Origin of the sequence: Streptomyces sp. SID13726 (assembly GCF_010548375.1) — a bacterium.
Taxonomy (GTDB): Bacteria; Actinomycetota; Actinomycetes; order Streptomycetales; family Streptomycetaceae; genus Streptomyces.
Genome location: NZ_JAAGLY010000650.1, coordinates 1 through 410 on the forward strand (window position 1 = coordinate 1; position 410 = coordinate 410).

Consider the following 410-nt stretch of genomic DNA (forward strand, 5'->3'; position numbering starts at 1 on the left):
CCGTGGATCACACCTTCAGGTGAAGTGACCGTCGGCCGTAGATTTCTGGCCACGGAGTCCCGGCCCGGGCTCCCCCAGGGAAAGGCCAGCAGCTCATGACCGTCAGCACGAGTGTCCTCAACCCCGTCCTGCGTGTCGCGCCCGCCTCCCCGACCGAGGCCGCCGCCCACTTCGGCGCGAGCCTCGCCTTCCACGCCGACGTCTCCGACGTGGCCGCCGCACTCGCCGCCGACGGCGACCCGGGATTCGTCGTCGTCGACTCGCGTTCCACCGAGTCCTGGGACCAGGGCCACATCCCAGGCGCCCTTCACCTGCCGACGGCCCTGATCCCCGAACAGGCCGCCGGGCTCCTCGACAGGTCCGTGCCGGTGGTGACGTACTGCTGAGGCCCCGGCTGTGACGGAGCGACC

1 pseudogene is annotated in these 410 nt (G+C 71.2%); it reads left to right on the plus strand.

Annotated elements, in window-relative coordinates:
* Positions 1–95 precede the first annotated feature (95 nt).
* Positions 96–383: pseudogene (locus G3I78_RS49595) on the plus strand (rhodanese-like domain-containing protein); the annotation flags it as partial.
* Between the last annotated feature and the right edge of the window lie 27 nt (positions 384–410).